This is a genomic window from Cerasibacillus sp. JNUCC 74 (assembly GCF_053667775.1).
The window spans coordinates 291688-312296 of record NZ_CM132207.1; the positions used below are offsets into that span (position 1 = coordinate 291688).

A 20609-nucleotide genomic window follows, 5' to 3' on the forward strand; every position below is an offset into this window, starting at 1 on the left:
TATCCCTAGGAAATTATCACTCTACTTCACTTTAAATACTACTCTCCAGGAGATAATGGTTGCACTAAGTAAAATCACGAGATACATATACAGTCCGTAGTCTATTTGGCTAAAAAATTGATGTACGAAGAAAAATAAGCCAATCACAAACATGAGCAGGAATGTTTTCACTGTAGAGCCCCCTTGCTGTGCGGACTCAAAGGCTTCTGAAAATGGATATTTCCGATTATTAACAACTTTATAACTGATTAAAGTGTGTAGAATACCTGTAATAAAGACAACTATAAGATCAGGGATAATTCGTGCAGAAAACAGAAAAATAAAAACAATTGATAATAATGTATAAATCGGCAAATATAATTTTATGAGGAAAGCTTTTAATGTTCCGCTATAAATAGCCGAAGGATGTTCAATCGGTGCTGTTTGAAAAATCCATGCTCCCTTATATTTACTTGAAAAACGTAGCATCATCACAACAACGCCAATAAAAATATTACTAAGATAGATCGTGAAGTACAGGTTACTATTTGACAATTGTTCAAAGGAGTTTTGACTTAAGTAATTAAAATGAAAAATGAACGGAAAAATGAGTGAAAATCCTAATGTTGGATATACCTTCAGCTTAAATTCTCGCTCTCGAGCCATAATAATCGATGAGAATCGAAAAAATTGGCGTTCCTCCTTGCTTCTGCAAAAGAGACGCTCCCATACAGAATGAATCTTCCGACGTTTCTGTTTAGATTTCTCCGTGCTTCCCATTAGCTTTTGCAAATTACGCTCGAATGCTGGCATCAATTGATAGTATAAAACAATGGAAATAATTGGGCCAATCACTGCCAAAGAAGATAGGATAATCATTCCATATGAAGTATTCCCATTTAAAAATAATTCAAAAGGAGCACCGAACCAAATAGGCGGAATAATTACATGCCACCAATGGAAATTATACACATAATTATAATCAACAAATTCAAAGGAACGAATGACAATTTGATAACCGATTATAATTCCTACAGATAAAAGAATTTGCACATAATTGATGATATCTTTTAGTTTTTCACCACTGAAAAAACGTAATATAAAAATATATACTAATGCTGTGATAGTTATGATGAACAAATTTAATAAAACGACCTCTGCTAAAAAAAGGAGAAAATAGCCGATACCATGAACTCCTAACATAACGATGGATGGAATTCCAATAAATGCTCCTGTTAGCATGCTCATATAAATCGCAACATGGACAATTTTCGCAGCACTAATTGTACGTATGTGAATAGGTTTAGTGTGAAGGATGGTTTTATCTCGCACATCTAAAAGTACCGATGAAAAATCAGAAACCATGGATGTCATTAAAATAAACATGGAGATACCAAATATGATACTGATTTGAAAGATATAATTTTCCTCAAAAAATATAAAAGGAATGAGTATTAAGCCGTATAATACATAAATAAATAACGATTTTACAAACTGATTCCCGTCTTTCTTTTTATTGGATACGTCTGAAGCAAAAATAGTTGGTGTTCGACGTCCGTCCATCGTTAGCTTGACTTCAAGTATTTTGCGCATCATTGGATAATCAATTCGGAGCATACGAAAAAACGGTTGAAGCAAATCAAGTAATTTTAACCAAAAATTAATCATTGTTATCACCATTTGTCACAATCCGTACAAATTTCTCTGCTGTTTGTTTATGCTTATCAAACCCAGTTAATTGGTTGAAAATACCTTCCAAGGAACCTTGCTTATTCTGCTCTCGTAATTCTTCAAACGTTCCATCTGCGGCAATATCTCCATCTAGAAGGAGTACAATGCGATTACTAATCTTTTCGACAACATCCATAATATGCGAAGAGTAAAAAATCGTTTTCCCATGTGCGACTAGCTGCTCTAAGATGTCTTTTATAATCATCACACTATTGGCATCCAGTCCACTTAATGGTTCATCAAGAAAAATCAAATCTGGGTTATGTAAGAGGCTGGAAATAATTAAAACTTTTTGCCGCATCCCCTTGGAAAACGAAGAAATACGTGTATGTAAAACATCTTCCATGCCAAATTGCTGCATGAGGCTTTCGGCTTTGTTTTCTGCTTCATTTTGCTCCATGCCGTAAAGCTCACCAATAAATGTTAAATATTCATTTGCAGTCAGATTATCATAAATCTCCGCATTTTCTGGAACATAACCAATTTTACGCTTATATGAATAATCACTTGTTGCAATATCTTCGCCAAAGATTTCCACCGTACCACTATATTCTTCCACTAATCCGAGCATAATTTTAAGGGTGGTACTTTTTCCGGCACCATTAGGTCCAATATATCCAATAATTTGTCCTGGATATACATCGAGATTAATGTTATTTAATACGTTTTTGCTCCCATAACTCATAGATACATTTTTTAATGACAGCACTTTTTCCGTATACATCAAGCTCACCTGCTTCCTGGTAAATTTTTAAATTCAATGTCAACCACCTAGGCTTCAAGTGGTAAGGAATAAAAAAGAAGTGCTTTCCTAACTAAATAATGACAGTTTGTGAAAAAACGAATAGATTGTAGGAGCACTTCATAGGAACATTATACGGCAATAGAGAGTATTTATCATCCAATTTTTATAATATGGGAAACAATTTCAAAATAGGAAATCTTTTGGGAGTAGATTCAGGAAAATCTGATTTATAACATGATGGAAATGACATGATGAAAAGTCAAATTTCCCAGTGTTAAAATAGGAAGTCCTTTCTAGTTACTAGTAAAATAAGCATCACAAGTTTATCCACATAACAAACATAAGTAGATAATGCTATGCTTATTAACATAACTGAAAAGCTTGTAATCGTAAATGTAAAATAACCTCCCAGTTTTTTAACTTGTTTTCGCAAATTTCAAATAAAATATTGACAACCATATATTTTCCGTGTAGAGTAATAAACAAATTTAATATACATGTATTTCTTATCCAGAGAGGTGGAGGGACTGGCCCAGTGAAGCCTCGGCAACAGACTTTGTTAAAGTACTGTGCCAATTCCAGCAAGCACAATGCCTGAAAGATAAGAAGAGTGATAAAGACATTAATCAACCAACCTCTTCTTATTTCTATTAGGAAGAGGTTTTTATATTTTTATTGGATCATTCAATAATAGGTAACTCTTCCTAAATAAAATGGGCAATTGCTTTACGAGTTCCAAATGATTTTGGTGCTTGTACTTTTTACAATGAAAAGAAGGGAAGATGAGAAAATGAGTAAATTAGATAAAGTACAATGGCAATATTTAAAGAAAAGCTTAGATGAAATGGAATACGGATCTGTCGTTATTACCGTCCATGATGGAAGGGTTACGCAAATTGACACAACGGAGAAAAAGCGGTTTACCAATAATAGCAATCGTTCATTGCAAAAATGTAAATAATTACTGCCGATTAGACAACTAAAGGCATCTTTCACCTATCAAATTATTAGAGAAGGTGTAGGATGCCTTTTTCTATGTCGGGAAATCGTTATACGTAAGAGAGTATAAATTTTTATTCAAAAACGGATTCGGCAGCGAAAAGGTACGCGTGTGGACGAGGCACGCTAGCCCTGTTCAAATTTTTGTTATTTCATAGAAAGGAGAGCTTATATAATGACGAAACGATGTAGGCAAGAAACGTTTGTCACGCAAATTGGAAATCGTAAAGATGAGCCATTTCATGCGGTAAGTACGCCGGTCTATTTCTCTACTGCTTTTCGCCATACGGAAATTAGCTCGAATGAGGGCTATGATTATTCCCGCTGTGGAAGTCCTACTCGTGATGTACTTGAAGAAGCAGTAGCCCAGCTGGAATACGGAGACAAAGCCTTTGCTACAGCTTCTGGGATGGCAGCAGTACATTTAGTATTTTCCATGTTTCATAAAAATACGCATTTTATTTCGTCACGAGACATTTACGGAGGAAATTATCGGTTTTTTGCAATGCTTCAAGATAAATACGGGTTTGAATTTACCTACTGGGAAGGCGATTGTTACGATACATTAGCTTCAAACATCAAAGAAAATACACAGGCAATTTTTATTGAATCACCCACGAATCCGTTAATGCGAACGGTTGATTTAGTAAAAGTTTCGAACATCGCTAAACAGCATGGTCTGCTTTTAATTGTTGATAACACGCTGTACACTCCGTTAATTCAACAGCCGATTAAAGAAGGAGCAGATATCGTCATTCATAGTGCAACGAAGTACTTAGCTGGGCATAATGATGTGTTAGCAGGATTGGTCATTGTCAAAGGAGAAAGGCTTAGTGAACAACTTGCTTTTCTCCATCAGTCAATAGGAGCTGTCCTATCGCCATTTGATTGTTTTAATCTAATCCGGGGGATAAAAACGTTAGCCGTTAGAATGGAAAAACATGAAGCCAATGCAAAGCAAATCGTTCCGTATTTGCAACAGCACCCGCTTGTTACCGGTGTTTATTATCCTGGTCGGGGCGGCATGGTCAGTTTTGAAATTCTTGATCAAGTTTATGTAACACCATTTTTAAAGGCTGTACAATTATTTACCTTTGCAGAGAGTCTAGGAGGAGTAGAGAGCTTTATTACGTATCCTGTTACCCAAACACATATGGATATTCCGGAAGAAATTCGCAATGCATATGGTTTGTCTAATCGTTTATTGCGGATTTCAGTAGGTATCGAACACGCAGATGACCTAATTGCAGATTTAAATCAAGCGTTTGATTTAATCGTAAAGGAGGAGGTGAAACAAACATGAGCTTATTGCAACAACTACAAGAGCAAATTTTAATTGCAGATGGTGCCATGGGAACGATGCTATATTCGTATGGCATCGATCAAAGTTTTGAACAATTAAACATAACACATCCAGATCAAGTTCAACAGGTACATGAAGCGTATATTCATGCTGGAGCAACAGTCATTCAAACAAACACATATGGTGCAAATTATATTAAATTGGCACGATACGGCTTAGAAGAGCAAGTTAAAAAGATTAACCAAAAAGCAGTACAAATTGCAAGGCAAGCTCGTCAACAAGGAGTATATATTTTAGGGGGGATTGGCGGTATTCACGGCGTTCAAGTATTAAATGAAACAAAAGAAGAAATTAAACGAAGCTTTCGAGAACAATTATATTGTTTACTTTTAGAGGGAGTAGATGGGCTTATTTTAGAAACCTATTATAATCTCGATGAGTTAACGATGGTGTTAGAAATTGCCAGGGAGGAAACAGAAATTCCTATTATTGCAAATGTGTCCATGCATGTTCCGGGAGTTTTGGAAAATGGAATACCGTTGGCTGAAGCGTTACACCAACTGGAATCTTTAGGTGCGGATGTTGTTGGTGTTAATTGCCGTTTTGGACCATCCCAAATGATTACATCCTTACAATCCGTTCCTTTACCAAAAAAGGCCTTTTTAGCTGCATATCCAAATGCAAGCTTGCCTGCATATCGGGATGGTGTACTTTATTACGAAAATGAACCGGCTTATTTTAAACAGTGTGCCGGACAATTGCGAGAAGAGGGGGTACGTTTAGTAGGTGGTTGTTGTGGAACAACTCCTGATCATATTAAAGCATTAGCTGAAGGATTAAAAGATACGGCCCCCATTACAGAAAAAGTGGTAGAAATTCCGAAGCGAGCGAGAGTAATTGTAAAAAGGAAACGAAAAGAAAAGTCGCTGGCAGAATTAGCAAAAGAACGACATACCATTATCGTTGAATTAGATGCTCCGAAACATTTAGATATGACAGAATATCACCAGGGAATACAAGCGTTAAAAGAAGCTGGAATCGACGCAGTGACAATTGCTGATAATTCGCTTGCAACACCGCGAATATGTAATACAGCTGTTGCAACAATTATTAAAGAGCACGGAATTAAACCGTTAGTCCATATAGCTTGCCGAGATCGTAATTTAATTGGTTTACAGTCGCATTTGATGGGTTTAGACATTTTAGGAATTCATGAAATTTTAGTAATAACAGGGGACCCAACTAAAATTGGCAGTTTCCCCGGAGCAACTTCTGTTTTTGATGTTAATTCGTTTCAGTTAATTGAATTAATTAAAAGAGGAAATAAGGGCATGTCATTCTCCGGGCATTCTCTAAGAGAACATACCTCATTTACAGTTGGCGCAGCTTTTAATCCAAATGTGAATAATGTAGAAAAAGCGGTTGCTCGATTGGAGAGAAAGATAGCAAGTGGTGCTGATTATATCATGACACAGCCCGTTTATAGCAAAGAGAAAATAATTGCTTTGAAACAAGCGACCTCACATATAGAGACACCGATTTTTATTGGAATTATGCCATTAACGTCTACAAGAAATGCTGAATTTTTACATCATGAAGTTCCGGGGATAAAGCTTACGGATGAAGTTCGATCGCGTATGAAAAAAGCAGAAGGAAACCGAGAACAATCAACAAAAGAAAGTATTGCTATTTCGAAAGAGCTACTTGATACAGCTTTTGAACATTTTCACGGGATATATCTTATCACTCCGTTTATGCGTTATGATATGATCGTCGAATTAGTTAACTATATTCATCAAAAAACAAATGCCATGCGAGTGCAAGCAAGCTTATCCTTACATTAATTTAGGGTGTAGGGCTTGAGGATAAGTATACATCAAAATCTAAACGATAGTCGTTTAGAACATAATTAATTAACCTACCCTAGAACCTGGGAACCCGAGAGAGAATGTCAATAATCAATAATATGTATCTCATGATTTTCGATCACATATAAAAAATGGAGGAGTATATATGTCAAAAATAAAGAGTTCGAATCTTGGTTATCCGAGAATTGGAGAAAATCGCGAGTGGAAAAGAGCATTAGAAAATTTTTGGAGGGGAGTCATTTCTGAGACGGAATTAATTGAAAAAACAACAGAAATCCGTTTACGCAATTTGAAAAAACAACAGGAAAAAGGAATCGATTTAATTCCGGTAAATGACTTTTCCTTATATGACCATGTCTTAGATACGGCCATTACGTTTGGAATCGTACCGAAACGTTTTAACTATATTGGTGGAAAAGTAGATAGGCACACGTACTTCGCTATTGCACGCGGAACAGATGGGGCAGTCGCTTCAGAAATGACGAAATGGTTTAACACAAACTATCATTATATCGTTCCGGAATTAAATGGCGTTAAGCCTTCATTAGTAGAGAACCGTGCTTTAAGCTTTTATCAAGAAGCTAAAGAAAAACTAGGTATTGATGGAAAGCCTGTCCTTTTAGGCCCAGTTACATTTGTAAAACTGGCAAAGGGTTATGATCAGCAAGAGTTTTCAACAATTGTGGAAAAATTTATACCACAATATGTACAGATCTTACAGGAACTTGTCGAAGCGGGGGCATCTTGGATTCAAATAGATGAGCCAATCTTAGTAACGCAATTATCGAAAGAAGAAATCGCAGTAGTTGAAAAAGTGTATCAGACTTTTGCTGAACACGTACCTCATGCGCAAATTATTCTACAAACGTATTTTGAAAAAATAACTGCTTATGAAAAAATAGTGAATCTTCCAGTAAAAGCGATTGGCATGGATTTTGTTCACGGAGATTCTTTAGAACTATTAAAAACATATGGATTTCCCAAGGATAAGGTGTTAGCAGCCGGGATTATTGATGGACGTAATGTTTGGCGAGCTAATTTACCAGAAAAGCATACGATTTTGGGAGTGATTAGACAGCTAGTTCATCATGACCAGCTTATTATTCAACCATCTTGTTCGCTCTTGCATGTTCCGGTAACAAAAACATTAGAACAAAAGCTGGATCAGGTCATTTTAGAAGGACTTTCGTTTGCTGATGAGAAGTTGGATGAAGCAGTTGCATTAACGAAAGGGTTGAATGATGGTATAGTCTCCGTTCAAGCAGAATTCGATCAAGCGAAGGAAGCAATTAAACAATTAATAAAGACGTATCAATCCAATAATGAGGTAAGAAAAAAAGTAGCCAATTTAACAAGTGATGATGCACACCGAACCGTATCATTTGCAGAACGGATTGAAAAGCAAAAGCAACGTTTACAATTGCCGTTACTGCCGACAACGACAATTGGCAGTTTGCCGCAAACGCCTGAAGTGAGAAAAACACGTACCAAATGGAGAAAAGGTGAGATTACGGATCAAGCGTATGAACAGTTTGTGAAGGAGCAAATTAAATGCTGGATCAAAATTCAGGAAAAACTCGATATCGACGTTCTCGTTCATGGTGAATTTGAGCGAAATGACATGGTTGAATACTTTGGGGAAAAATTGAATGGCTTTACTGTGACAGAGTTTGGCTGGGTGCAGTCGTATGGCTCACGTTGTGTCAAACCGCCATTGATTTTTGGAGATGTGTCTTGGGATAAACCGATAACAGTGAAGGAGAGCGTTTATGCACAGTCATTAACAAAACGTCCGGTGAAGGGAATGTTAACGGGGCCGGTAACCATTTTAAACTGGTCTTTTGTTCATGATACAACACCACGCTATGAAATTATGAAACAAATTGCTCTAGCATTGCAAAAGGAAGTGGAAGATTTGGAAGAAAACGGAATTAACATTATTCAGGTAGATGAACCAGCTTTACGTGAAGGGTTGCCGCTTAATCGAACAAAGTGGGATGAATATTTAACAGAATCGTCACTTGCCTTTCGCCTCGCTACGGCAACCACTAGAGCCGATACACAAATTCATACACATATGTGCTATTCCAATTTTGAAGATATTTTTGATTGTATCGACGATCTTGATGCAGATGTAATTTCAATTGAAACGTCACGGAGTCATGGTGAAATGGTCTCTACCTTTGAAGATAATACGTATAAAAAAGAAATTGGCTTAGGTGTTTATGATATTCATAGTCCACGTATTCCATCTGTTGATGAAATTAAACAAAATATTCATCGTGCATTACAAACGATCGCACCTAACCAATTTTGGATTAACCCAGATTGTGGTTTAAAAACACGAAAAGAAGACGAAACCATTGCCGCCTTAAAAGTTATGGTGCAAGCTGCAAAAGAAGTGAGAAATAAACAGTTGGCCTCTCAAAAGTAATCTTGTTGCTAGAATAAAAAATTCGTATAGGGTTGATTCGACGACGAAAAATTTTCTATGCAGTATATGTACAACTGGTCAATTATCTACACGAACTAAATTTTTTCTTCATTAACGCGTTGGTTAGTATATGACAGTTGGCTCTTCGCTCTAAAGCGTACTCTAAGTAGAGCGGGAGGTAAACGGCCAAAGTGATTATTAACAAACTGCAAATGAAAAGTAAGTCTATTATGTAAGGCTCGTTTCAGATAGAAGCGAGCCATTTGTTGCGATACATTTCTAAACGCTTACAGGCAAACTCGTATTCAACATTAAATAAATTCATCACATACTTTGGTGTTATTTTCGTTTTGATCCGTTGTAACATAAAAGTAGGTATACATAGGTGGTAGCTGAAATAATTAGCTTGCCATTCTTGTAATTCAATAAACGTGGGTGGTAAGAATTCTTGCCTTCCAGTATGCCACAAAAAATGAGCAATTTCATGGCTGAATTCTTGCCATTGTACTTGTTCACTGTTTGTCGCTTGTAAGAAAATAAGGCATTTCCCGTTTCGATAAACCGTTTCACTGCTAAATTCCCAATAATAAACGGGAATCTGTAATGCATTGGATATTTTATCAATAGTTAAATCAGAAGGCTGATTCATATTTAATTTTAATAGTAATTGTTTGACATAGTCCTCTGTACGTGTGTAATGAAACATTAGATCCCCCTAAACAGAATGTATGTTCGTTTACTTGTGAAAAATAAATAGTGTACATCAAATACACTATAAGTGCGTATTCAAAAATAAATAATCTGATGTCGCTAGGATCGCAATCTCCTTCGAAAATGGTGGTGTGTCGCTGGCGAAGCATTTTTTTTAACCCCTTGAAAAAGAAAAGCTCTTTTTTGCTTATAAATTCGCCGCGTCATTCTTACCAGACTTTTTGAACATCCTCTTATTTCTCTTCTTCTTTAAAAGCTTCCCATATTCTTTTTAATCTTCGTAGATCTTCTTCTTTACTCTTTGGTAATTCTTTGTACCATCTTTCTAGTGAAGGATCATTACGAAATGCTGTAAATGCTTCTTCTTCTGTGAGCTTAGGATTATCGGATCTGCCTAGTAAATAGTCGGTGGTAACATTTAGTACGGTTGCTAGTTTGTCTAATTCACGATCTTTTATTGGTCTATCTCCGGATTCAATTCGATTCATCACACTGACATTTATGTTCATGCGTTTAGCGAGCTCACGTTGCGTCCAGTTCCTAGCTTCTCTTAATGTAACAATTCGTTTTCCAATTTTCAATGTAGACACCACTTTCTATACTAGCAAATAAATCATAACATGATTGCTAAAAAAGAAACAAGCATTTCTATATTAGCAAGGACACAATTTGACATTTCTATTTTAGCAATGTAATATAAGAACAAACGTTCTATAGTTAAAATTTGGAACGATTGGAGGAGATGATGATGGCTTACAAACAAGATATAAATAAGAGAATTAATAATGACATTCATTGGGTTGTTAGTGATTATAGAAAGGGTGAACGAACAGGAGCACTGTCTCCAGTTATTCGTAGTGAATATGCAGAGCAATTGTTTAAGAAAGGGGCAGGGTTTTGTGAACAAACAACAAATGGAACGGACGTTAAAGGATTATCATTGGATGATTAGAGAAATAAAAAGACAGCAGGATATACTTAATGAAGATATCGGCACAAGAGTTGTTGCTGTTTCTGGTCTTGAGTCCACACTGCCTAAAGCAAAAGGGATAGTCGGTAATCCAGTTGTAAAGGAAGTAATTAGACGAGAGCAGAAAAGTTCGTGGTTAATGAAGCTGGAAAAAAAAGTACTATTTATTCAAGAGCGCTTGCCAGCTGTTGATGAGCCGAGAGAAAAGGCGGTGTTAGAATGTATGTTAGATGGAATGACGATAAGCGCTATCAGTAAACATATGGGGTTATCAAGAAAGCATATTTATTCGATTAGAGATTCTATCATAGACAAAATGTTACAGTTTACACAGTCTTCACAGTAGATGACAGGGAAATCAAACCAATTGTACAATAGAACCAGCAAGATTTGTTAATTGATTAAGCAACGATTACTAGTTAAGAAAATAATATGGAAGTAAGTCTTGTTCGAAAGTGACGTTAAACTAATTATTAAAAAACAGCATAATAGTCAAAGAGCAAAGTCTTAAATTCACCAGAATGGTATTTGAGGCTTTTTTATTATGGAGGGAGACAATATCCGTTTTGTACAAGATGGATATTCTTTTTGTACTATAGGAAAGTATAAAATTTTATGGTTTATCCCGCATGTAAGGTGCCGTAAGATTCCCACTTCAAGACCTGAATTGATACAAAGGGTCAAAGTGGGAGAAAACGGCACCTAAATGCCCGATTGGTTCAACTAACATTCAGTAGGAGAGGGAAGAAAACTCCTACTGAATGAAGTTTCACTTTATTGCATGGATACCAACTGCCGTAAACTTTTATGTTTAAGCGCAACCGGTGATCACCTGAAGACTAGGCATTAGCCAAAATTTTCTTAAATAACTTAAGGAGGTGATGAAAATGGTGTAATGCATGGGTGATGGTAGTAGAAGATATGTAGTTGTTTTAATTTATTAAAAAATACCTAGGAGGATATAAAAAATGACAGATACACAAATTAAAATGCAAAAAGGAAAAAATAAAATCTTATTATTCCGCTTATTGGAAAAACAAGATGAGGAAGCTGCAAAGTTAGTATTTCAAACTGAACATACATTTAGCTATTCTCGTGAATTGGAAAGGATTGTTACAAAGGATGGATCGTTAATTCTTGTTGGAGGGTTAGAATCCGAAGTTGCTATTGAAGCGATTCAAGCAATGGATGATCCGGTTGCTAATATGCTTCGTCAATCTGTGATTAATGGGCAAAAATTAGAAATATGGGAAGTTGCTGTAGATGACGAATTGAAATCACCAGATAATAAGTACCCTGCAATTTATGCACAAGGCTATTTAGACTCATGGGAGGACCCCGCAAATGCCGAGGAAAATGCAGCAATTTCTGCTAACTTTACAGTGGAATTAGAGCCGCAATTTGGTGAAGCAACGCTTACAGATGCGCAGCAATTAGCCGTGCAATATGCATTCCAGGATACGCAAGCAGAATTGGCTGAAGGCGCAGAGAATCAATAAGTTTGCTGCTTGTGATGATAAGGACAATAATTGTAATGTTTTTATCGCACAAGAAAGCAGGATTTATATATAAACAATGGTTTAGTTTCTTAATTAGTTCGTAGGTAAAGAGAATTACCGACGACTTTTTATTAACATATGAATTCGTCTGTCACCAGATGAATTCATATGTTATTATTGAACTTTTTTAAAAATGAGGATAAAAAAAGCTATCATTGTAGGAACGCTAGAGTTAAAGTTAAAAAACGTCCCGCAAATAGAGGCAATGAAAGCAGATTTGTACCATCCTCTTATAACATTTCTTACAAAGAAAGGTGATACAAAATGGAATTTATGATAAACGAAAAAGCATATGCATTGAAATTTGGGATTAAATTTATTCGTGAACTAGATAAAATATACGAAATTGATTATCAGGGAATGAAATTTGGCATGGGTGTGAATATGGCTTTTATGAATCTTCAGCAATTAAATCCAGCAGTTCTTCAAGACATCTTGAAAGCTGCCGTTTCACATTTAGATACGCCACCAAGTAATAAACAAATTGAAAAAGCAATTGAGCAGTATGCAATAGATAATGATGGACTTGGTGATCTATTTGCGGAGTTAAAGAATGAATTGGGAAAGTCACCAATTATGAAGGATACCATCAAACAGCTTCAGGCAGCCAGCGTGAAAGAAGTTTGACTTCAGAGGAAACCTATCATGAAATTATCATTAACTGTTTTCGTTATTTAAATTTTACAAGTCTTTATCACATTGAGATTTTAACATTAAGAGAATACACATTAAGAGTGCGTGCATTCCAATTACAGCAAATTGATAAAGAATACAGGATGTATAAACAGGCTTGGCTTAATCATCAGGTGACACTTACAAAGGAACAGGGGAAAAAGCAAGTGCCTATTTATAGACGGTTTAAAGATTTCTTTGATTATGAAAAGCATTTAAAAGAAGTAAGTAAACCAAAGATTTTAAATGATAAAATGAGGCGTTTAGCGGATCTTGCTAAACAGGTTAATTCTGAAAAGGAGGTGCCTTATGGGGGATAAATCAAATGCAGCAGGTGGGTTTATGGAAGCTTTTGTCTCACAAGCAGACGGTTTAAAAAGTGCGGGGGACTCATTTGCTGTTTTGCAGGAACAAATAGACCCAGTTGTTAATAAATTGGCTGAAATGGAGCAATCATTAGGGTTTATTCCGGGAATGTCAGAAGGAATCGCTCAAGTTCAGGCAGTGCTTGAGCCGTTCCTTGGAATGATTGGTGGGATGTCCACACTGCTACTTACGATTTCTTCAGTAATGACTAACTTTTTACCAAAGATGATGGTATTAAAGGAGGCGGTGATGGGGCTATTTGCTATATTAGCTGCTAATCCACTAGCTTTAATTATTACACTAGTTACCTTGTTAGCGACAGCATTTGTATATCTCTGGACAAATAGCCAAACCTTCCGGGATATCATGATGAGTGTTTGGGAAGCAATATTAGCCTTCATCATGCCAATTATTCAAGAAATAGTCGGGTTTGTCATGAGTGTTTGGGGACAACTAACCGCGTGGTGGACTCAAAATCAAGCGTTAATATTGCAAACTTTTCAGACCATATGGGGAGCAATCCTAGCGGTTATCACAACAGTAATGAACTTCTTAATGCCTTTTTTAACAGCAGCTTGGCAAACGATTTCAACCGTAATTACAACGGTTTGGAATACAATCAAGACAGTCATTCAACTCGCTATGACCATTGTTATGGGAATCATTAGAACGGTGATGCAGGTCATTACCGGTAATTGGTCCGGGGCGTGGGAAACGATTAAGTCTACCTTTCAAAATGTGTGGAGCATCATGAAAGAGTTCGTTACTACGATGGCAACTAGGATATGGGAAACGATTCAGACTAAATTTACTCAAGTCAAAGAAACGATTTCAACCTTAATTGGTAATGCAAAAGATGCAGTAGTCCAAGGGTTTTTAACGATGGTGTCAAATGCTGTAGAAAAAGCTCAGTCCATTGTTTCTACTGTACGCCAAAAGTTTCAGGAAGTGTTTAATGCAATAAGAACAAAACTTACCGAGGCTGTTACCGAAGTTGGAACACAAATAGCCAAAATGCCTGGGAAGGTAATTGAGTTTTCCGGGAGAATGATTTCAGCCGGAAAGGACTTAATTATGGGCCTAATAACTGGAATCAAGGATAATGCAAAAAAGGTGGGAGAAGCAGTCCTAAAAGCTGCAAAAGATGCTGTAGACGGTGTTTTGAGTTTCTTAGGGATTAAATCTCCTTCGCGCCTGTTTAGAGATATTGGAGATGACACAATGGCAGGCTTTGCTTTAGGAATTAACCAAATGGCTAAAAGTGTAATTGCAGCAGCGAGTACAGTTTCAGATAAAGTACAGGATTCGTTTGATCCTCAATTCGCTTTACCAGCTATTTCTGGACAGGTTCATCAATTAAATCAAGCAGCAAACCATAAACTGTCGAATCAGGTTTTAAATGAATGGCATGTACAAAAGCAGCCTGCAATGGTAAATGTATCTATTGGCAAGCAGCAATTTAGCGCGTTTGTAGAAGACATTACGAATGCCCAATCAAGAAAAACGAATCTAACAAGACAACAAGGCTGGTAGGAGGTGCATGATGTATACTTTTAAAGATACGGTGGCAGGTAGTAAGAGTGGAGGAAAAAGCTCGCTTTTGCAGACATTATTTAACGGGATTAATCTAGATGAACGATTAACCGATAAAACAGGGAGCTTTATAACATTAACCGTTGCCGGAAGAGGAAATATGGAGCAACGAATCACTACAATTGAAGTACCTGGAATTCATGGAATGTTGGAGGCAAATAATCCAACATGGAGTGCAAGAGAAATTACAGTGAAATATAAATTATCTGATCAAACAAAAGAAGGGTTTAGAGGGCGATATAATCAATTGAATTATTTAATGCAAGGTTCAAAAAGAAAATTAGCCTTTACAGACGAAGAGGCTTTTTTTTATGCAACATTATCGGCAAATGATGTACCCGAGGAAACTGCAAATAGTTTGGTGGGCGAGCTAGTTTTTTTATGCTCAGATCCATTTAAATATGGTAAAACACACCAAACGATTTCTTTAAAAAAGTTTACTTGGGAAGAATACAGAGATCAAAAGTGGGGTGATTTAATTGGCAACTAATACACCAAATTTAAAGTTAGTAAAGCCGGAAATAACGGATAAAATCGATGTTTCCATTGCTAACTTTGCGCAAAATGCAGATAAAATCGATAGAGAAGCAAAGCGGCTTCAGGATAGGGATCAAGCATTACAATCAAGTTTAGATAATACGAAGGAAGATATGACGGTAGTACAAAACGATTTAGCAGCGGTCAATCAACAAGTAAAAACAAATAAAACAGCTATTGATCAAATCCATGAGAATACCAGTGCAAATTCCAATAATATCACGAGAAATACAACTGATATTGGAGCAATAAATGAGAGAACTACATCCATGCAGGGGAGTATTCATAATTTAACTCAAATAAGTCAAGAACATAAATCGACCATTTCTTTCATCTCTAGCGAAATAGAAGGGATTAAAAAGCGATTAACAGCTTTAGAAGGTCAGCAAGAAATGCCTCCATCAGAGGGTGAGGAATAATGCGTTGGATAGAGATAGCTCAAAGGAATGAAGTAAATGTTGAAGGAACAGTCCGTACAGCTCCTATCATTACTTCGGTGATAAAAGAAGAAATACCTTATGTGGAATACAGTGTAGATGACCAAAAGCTAAGACTGCACTACCCATTTAAGGTTAATGATGTGGTTAGAGTAGACTTTTCTAAACAAAAAGTATTTATTAATGAACAATTGCAAATGGAAACAATTGACCTCGTTTATGCTGATTTTTTCAGATTAAAACCTGGCTTAAATGAAATAAGCACAGTTCCAGCAATGCAATTGGAGGTTAAGTATACAGAGAGGTGGTTGTAGAAATGAAAGAAAGAATTTTCATTTTTGATAAATACGATAAGCTATTAGCAATCACTCACAATTATGTTGAAGCAGTTTTTGAAGAGACGGTTGAAAAACCCGTCTCTTTTACAATTACTTTTCCGATGTCTGATGATGATGCATCTTATTTAATTGGTGGTAACCAAGTTGCATTTAAAGATTTAACAGGGAAATTCCGCTTGTTTACCATCCGTGAAGTCGATGATGTTGATGGAGAGTCTTCGGAAAAGATTGTCCAATGTATGCCTGCTATGCAAGAATTAGCTGATGTGATGGTTGAAAACAATGTACTTGAAAGTGAATCAGCTGACGTTGTGTTAGGTGCTATTTTAAAAAAATCACGCTGGCTAGTCGGTAATGTAGCAGATTTAGGGTTAAACACAATAAGCTTTTCGTATCAAAATGCTTATATGTGTTTAGGGAAATTAACGGAGCTTTGGGGCGGTGAAATCGTTGATCGTGTAGAAATAGCGGGGAATAAAATTGCCGGCCGTTATTTGGACATTGTACAACGAAAGGGCGCTGATACAGGGAAGCGCTTTGAAATGGATAAAGATATAAAAAATATTACAAGAACCGTGCTCTACTATCCAAAGACAGCTTTATATGGACATGGTAAATCCATACAATCAGAAAAAGAGGGCACCGGGAAGATTACGTTTCGTAATGTAGAGTGGATTAAGGAAAATGGCGATCCAACTAATAAACCCAAGGGCCAAGAATGGGTTGGTGATCCTGATGCACTTGAGAAACACGGTGTTCCCAATCACGAAACAGGGAAGCTGATGCACCGCTTTGGCTTATTTGAAGATAATGAAGAAGAAGATCCGGAAAGGTTACTAGCCAAAACATGGCAGGCTGTCCAACATGAAAAAGACCCAAAGGTTCAATATGAAATGGACATCATTACATTTTATGGTATAGCAGATTATGAGCATGAACAGGTGTTTCTTGGTGATACAGGAATTGCTAGAGATAAAGACATGAAGCCAATGATTCTGATTGAAGCGCGAATTATGTCATGGGAATATGATATTGGTAATCCCAGAGATGGAAGCCTGGTTTTAGGAAATATCTTGGACTTGGATCCAGATGATAGTGAAATCGAATGGGTAATTGACAAGGTGAAAGAAGGTAGCGGAAATTGGGATGCTGGTGGTGGTCCCATTACGGATGAGAGATTTCCAGATATTGTCCCAGATGCTCCGCAGAATGTTTCAGCCATTGGCTTATTCAAAAAGATTATGCTGTCGTGGACATTTGAATCTACCTATATGATAGCAGCCTACGAGGTTTATGCTAGCCAAATGAACGGTTTTGTTCCAGACTCTACGAATTTAGTCTTTCGCGGGAAGGTAGGAGCTTACAATTTTGATGCCAATACAGATGAAAAGTGGTACTTCCGAGTGCGAGCCGTTAACACGCATGGTACAGCAAGCGAGTACTCTGAACAGGTTAGCGCTTCAACTGTACAATTGGATTTGCCAGATATAGAGAATATTGTTCCCGATTTTATTGAATATGGAATCTATAAAGGTGAAGAAGCTCCTAGTTCAAAAGATTATAAATATTGGCTGGATATCAGTAAAGATCCAAATATACTACATCATTGGGATGAAGAAAGCGAAACATGGAAGCCGCTTGCTCCAGAATACGCCGGCGATATTGGCGCTGTTTCTTTAGCCGATTATCATGAACATATTAATGAAATTATTGCAGATATAGCTGATAAAGCGGATCTTGAGTGGGTAAATGGACAACTAATATCTAAAGCGAATAAAGATGATATTTATACGATGGAGCAGCTGGATAATAAATTCGATAATGTTGTTTCCAAAACTACTTATGAATCCGATAAACAAGGTATTATTACTGATTTAAGAGATCAAGAATCACGTATTACTCAAACTGAAAAAGACATTAAAACAAAAGTGTCCAATACGCAGTATCAGCAAGATAAAAAAAGCTTGGAGACATCCATTAATGAAAACAAGTCTTCTATCGAGCAAAACGCGAAAGCAATTGTAAGCAAGGTTTCCAGTAGCCAATATAAAGCAGATAAAGAAGGCATAATTAAAGATATCAAGGAAAACCAATCCAAAATTGAACAAAATGCTAATCGTATTAAAAGTAAAGTAGATGCTACGTATGTTCAAGGTGAGATTGGAAAGATTGAGGTTGGTGGAAGGAACTTATTAACTGACAGCAATAACTTCAGTCTTCTAAACCCATGGAAGGACGCAAGTTATACTGTTGAAAAAAATATAACTGTACCGGAATGGAGTGCGACAGACGCAACAAGAATCAAAGTAACTGGTAGTTCACACCATATTAAATTACACAGGAATGTCGACACCTTTCATGATCCAACAACTATAAAAGGCGTAAAATATGTAGCATCCGTATGGGTTAAAAATTTAGGAGATACTCCTGTTGTAGTTGGGGCAAATGCTCCATCAAATCATGTACAAGTAAAAAAAGGAGAATCTAAGAGAGCAATTTGTTATGTTACTGGAAATGGAAGATCACATTTGCAATTACAATTTAGAGTATCGGAGGCAGATAAAAATAGGCCTTTAGATTTTATCGCTTGGCATGGAAAAATAGAAAAAGGCAACAAAGCTACTGACTGGACACCTGCACCAGAAGACACCGAAGCAAAAATAGAAGCTGTTAAACAACACACTTCCGAAATCGAACAAACAGCCAAGGGAATAAAGCAAGAGGTAACAGCTCTTGAAACAGACTATTCTACATTTAAAAATCAAACGAATTCAACGATTAAACAGCATGCTGATCAAATAGCGTCAAAGGTAACCAAAACAGAATATAACGCGGATATAGGCGGACTTAGGGCTAAAGTGAGTAAAGCAGAATCAACTATTAAGCAAAATGCGGATAATATTTTGACCAAAGTAAATAAAAACGGTGTAGTATCTAGTATTAATCAATCTCCAGAACAGATTAAAATCAGTGCCAATCGGGTATCTATTGATGGGGATTTAGTTGTTAGAAATGGAAAAGTTTTTATAAAAGATGGCGTAATTACAAACAAGCTTATTGCAGGAAATGCAAAGATAGATGGAGCTAAAATTGCTGATGCAACGATTACAAGTGCAAAGATTTCTAACATTAGCGCTGATAAAATAAGGACTGGTATTTTAGATGCGTCTAAGGTGTCTATTAGAGTTAAAAATGGTATACAGGCTATACAAATTGATGATAAAGGCTTTGAGTCAATTGATAGTAAGGGAAATGTACGTATTCATATTGGCATACGTGATATTGCTGGCAAAGGACAGTCAGATCCTAGTACAATAAGGTTTTTTAGTGGGAATGGTAGTAACGTAGCCAGTATAGGAATGAATGTAAATGATGATTTTATAATTGGTAGCCAAAATAGAAATGTTTCTATGTCCTTGTACTCTGGAAAATCAATGCTGTACTGGGCGAATTCACACAAATTTGCATTTAACAATGGACCAAATTCTAATTTTTGGCATATGACGGCGTATAAAGATGCGGATGGGCATTGGCACCCACGTCTTTTTTCTGAGCGATACAACAGTGGATATGTAGGGATCAGTTCTCGTCCATTATGGCAAGTTTATAGTTCAAATATTAATGAAACCTCTACAAAAAAAGCAAAGACAAACATTAACGATTGTGATGTCAGCCAATCCTATAGAGTGTTACAAAATATGGATATCAAAAGATATAATGGACTAAATTACAAGGGAGAAGCTGATCCAAATGAAAAATATGGAGTCATTGCTGAGGAAGCCCCAATCGAAATATTAGATGTATCAGGAAATGCTGTTAATTTATATTCAATGATTTCACATGTTGCTAATGTTGTTAAAGATTTAATTAACCGCATTGATAATTTAGAAAAAACAGTTAAAGGGTGGTCTTAAATGGGACAGGAAGTTAATTTGCAGTATGTCGTTAATTCATTATCTAATCAAGTATCCCAACTTTCAAGGGAAAAAGCTTATCATGAGGCAATTATTGCAGCACAGCAGGAAGAAATTTTAGAGTTAAAAGGAGAGAAGGAAGAAGTCTCCGAGTAGACGTTATTATCCTGCATATAAGGTGCCGTAAGATTCCCACTAAATAATACGAAGAAGTCTATGCGGGAGATAACTGCACCTAAAGCCCGATTCGTTCGGATCGGCAAGACAAGGAAAGCTACGTAGCGACGCACCCCGGTTTTTAAAGGATGTCAATCACAAAGGCGTTGCAATAGGACGAGAAACTTCGGAAGCGACACATAGCGGTGTTTCAAGGACGCCCGAGATTCTAGGCCTCTGTTCTACTTCTATCAGTAAGGGATGAAGGAAAATTCCAACCCTACTGGAAGTTCAAAC

Annotated in this window: 19 protein-coding genes and 1 riboswitch; of the genes, 15 read left to right on the forward strand and 4 right to left on the reverse strand. The window is 36.6% G+C overall.

From position 1 onward, the window contains the following. Window positions 1-21: 21 nt before the first annotated feature. Both JNUCC74_RS01415 and JNUCC74_RS01420 read right to left on the reverse strand, forming a co-directional pair. The gene (locus JNUCC74_RS01415) at window positions 22-1659 is read right to left on the reverse strand and encodes a hypothetical protein (RefSeq protein WP_454066627.1); all 1638 of its coding nucleotides are present in this window, start codon (window positions 1657-1659) and stop codon (window positions 22-24) included. After that, complete coding sequence (locus tag JNUCC74_RS01420) at window positions 1640-2434, reverse strand: ABC transporter ATP-binding protein (RefSeq protein ID WP_454066628.1); 795 nt, start codon at window positions 2432-2434, stop codon at window positions 1640-1642. Before JNUCC74_RS01420 ends, JNUCC74_RS01415 begins: the two co-directional genes overlap by 20 nt. A 524-nt stretch (window positions 2435-2958) precedes the next feature. Next, window positions 2959-3063: riboswitch (SAM riboswitch) on the forward strand. A 182-nt stretch (window positions 3064-3245) separates the two neighbouring features. Between JNUCC74_RS01420 and JNUCC74_RS01425 the strand changes: the two genes are divergently transcribed. From JNUCC74_RS01425 to metE, 4 genes are all read left to right on the forward strand, one after another. Continuing rightward, entirely contained in the window at window positions 3246-3416 is a 171-nt protein-coding gene (locus JNUCC74_RS01425; RefSeq protein WP_454066629.1) for a YezD family protein, read from the forward strand. Window positions 3417-3629: 213 nt separating this feature from the next. Further along, window positions 3630-4757, forward strand: a complete 1128-nt coding sequence (locus JNUCC74_RS01430; RefSeq protein WP_454066630.1) for a PLP-dependent transferase — start codon at window positions 3630-3632, stop codon at window positions 4755-4757. Continuing rightward, window positions 4754-6601 (forward strand): bifunctional homocysteine S-methyltransferase/methylenetetrahydrofolate reductase, encoded by a 1848-nt coding sequence (locus JNUCC74_RS01435; RefSeq protein WP_454066631.1) that lies wholly within the window; start codon window positions 4754-4756, stop codon window positions 6599-6601. Before JNUCC74_RS01430 ends, JNUCC74_RS01435 begins: the two co-directional genes overlap by 4 nt. 169 nt (window positions 6602-6770) lie before the next feature. After that, window positions 6771-9059: a 5-methyltetrahydropteroyltriglutamate--homocysteine S-methyltransferase gene (gene metE / locus JNUCC74_RS01440; protein WP_454066632.1), complete on the forward strand. Its 2289-nt coding sequence runs from the start codon at window positions 6771-6773 to the stop codon at window positions 9057-9059. A gap of 244 nt (window positions 9060-9303) precedes the next feature. Here metE and JNUCC74_RS01445 read toward each other — a convergent pair whose 3' ends face one another. After that, the gene (locus JNUCC74_RS01445; RefSeq protein ID WP_454066633.1) at window positions 9304-9765 is read right to left on the reverse strand and encodes an ImmA/IrrE family metallo-endopeptidase; all 462 of its coding nucleotides are present in this window, start codon (window positions 9763-9765) and stop codon (window positions 9304-9306) included. A 238-nt stretch (window positions 9766-10003) separates the two neighbouring features. Next, on the reverse strand, window positions 10004-10351 hold the full coding sequence (locus tag JNUCC74_RS01450) for a helix-turn-helix domain-containing protein (protein WP_454066634.1): 348 nt from the start codon (window positions 10349-10351) through the stop codon (window positions 10004-10006). Window positions 10352-10518: 167 nt separating this feature from the next. On the opposite strand from JNUCC74_RS01450, the gene JNUCC74_RS01455 reads away from it, so the two are divergent. From JNUCC74_RS01455 to JNUCC74_RS01505, 11 genes are all read left to right on the forward strand, one after another. Beyond that, window positions 10519-10722 (forward strand): hypothetical protein, encoded by a 204-nt coding sequence (locus tag JNUCC74_RS01455; protein ID WP_454066635.1) that lies wholly within the window; start codon window positions 10519-10521, stop codon window positions 10720-10722. Further along, window positions 10670-11086 carry a helix-turn-helix transcriptional regulator gene (locus tag JNUCC74_RS01460; RefSeq protein ID WP_077319124.1) on the forward strand — a complete coding sequence of 139 codons (417 nt, stop codon included), beginning with the start codon at window positions 10670-10672 and terminating at the stop codon, window positions 11084-11086. Before JNUCC74_RS01455 ends, JNUCC74_RS01460 begins: the two co-directional genes overlap by 53 nt. 622 nt (window positions 11087-11708) lie before the next feature. Next, on the forward strand, window positions 11709-12239 hold the full coding sequence (locus JNUCC74_RS01465; protein WP_454066636.1) for a phage major tail protein, TP901-1 family: 531 nt from the start codon (window positions 11709-11711) through the stop codon (window positions 12237-12239). Between the two features lie 324 nt (window positions 12240-12563). Further along, complete coding sequence (locus JNUCC74_RS01470) at window positions 12564-12926, forward strand: tail assembly chaperone (RefSeq protein WP_077319126.1); 363 nt, start codon at window positions 12564-12566, stop codon at window positions 12924-12926. After that, a complete protein-coding gene (locus JNUCC74_RS01475) occupies window positions 12923-13291 on the forward strand; it encodes a hypothetical protein (protein WP_454066637.1) in 369 nt (122 codons plus the stop codon). The genes JNUCC74_RS01470 and JNUCC74_RS01475 overlap by 4 nt, the downstream gene beginning before the upstream one ends. Beyond that, window positions 13281-14870, forward strand: a complete 1590-nt coding sequence (locus tag JNUCC74_RS01480; RefSeq protein WP_454066638.1) for a phage tail protein — start codon at window positions 13281-13283, stop codon at window positions 14868-14870. The genes JNUCC74_RS01475 and JNUCC74_RS01480 overlap by 11 nt, the downstream gene beginning before the upstream one ends. A 10-nt stretch (window positions 14871-14880) precedes the next feature. Next, the gene (locus JNUCC74_RS01485) at window positions 14881-15420 is read left to right on the forward strand and encodes a distal tail protein Dit (protein WP_454066639.1); all 540 of its coding nucleotides are present in this window, start codon (window positions 14881-14883) and stop codon (window positions 15418-15420) included. Further along, window positions 15410-15886 carry a hypothetical protein gene (locus tag JNUCC74_RS01490; RefSeq protein WP_454066640.1) on the forward strand — a complete coding sequence of 159 codons (477 nt, stop codon included), beginning with the start codon at window positions 15410-15412 and terminating at the stop codon, window positions 15884-15886. The genes JNUCC74_RS01485 and JNUCC74_RS01490 overlap by 11 nt, the downstream gene beginning before the upstream one ends. Then, complete coding sequence (locus JNUCC74_RS01495) at window positions 15886-16218, forward strand: phage distal tail protein (protein ID WP_454066641.1); 333 nt, start codon at window positions 15886-15888, stop codon at window positions 16216-16218. The genes JNUCC74_RS01490 and JNUCC74_RS01495 overlap by 1 nt, the downstream gene beginning before the upstream one ends. A 2-nt stretch (window positions 16219-16220) precedes the next feature. Then, on the forward strand, window positions 16221-20156 hold the full coding sequence (locus JNUCC74_RS01500) for a phage tail spike protein (RefSeq protein WP_454066642.1): 3936 nt from the start codon (window positions 16221-16223) through the stop codon (window positions 20154-20156). Beyond that, on the forward strand, window positions 20157-20312 hold the full coding sequence (locus JNUCC74_RS01505; protein WP_454066643.1) for a hypothetical protein: 156 nt from the start codon (window positions 20157-20159) through the stop codon (window positions 20310-20312). Window positions 20313-20609 lie beyond the last annotated feature (297 nt).